Genomic DNA, 206 nt, shown 5'->3' with positions numbered 1-206 from the left:
AAGGCGCACAAGAACAGTAGATTTCGCAGTTTCCTGTTTCATGCCTTCCTCTCGCAATCTGCTCGTCGGAGGCAAGACAGATCCTCGCCCTACCTCTTACGCTGCTACCAGACTCTCTTGTAGTGGGAGTTATTCCCACATAGCTGCAAAGCTGCGAGGCCTTTTCAAATTTAGAGAAGCCATCGGTAATTACAATCAGAAACAAG

Annotated in this window: 1 pseudogene; it reads right to left on the bottom strand. The window is 48.1% G+C overall.

Annotated features, from left to right (window positions below):
• A pseudogene (locus LB449_RS14125) lies at positions 1 to 206 on the bottom strand (transposase); the annotation flags it as partial.

Source organism: Psychroflexus lacisalsi (assembly GCF_020164495.1).
GTDB lineage: Bacteria > Bacteroidota > Bacteroidia > Flavobacteriales > Flavobacteriaceae > Psychroflexus > Psychroflexus lacisalsi.
Note: the sequence above shows the minus strand (reverse complement) of the source record. Positions and strands in the feature narration are given on the sequence as shown.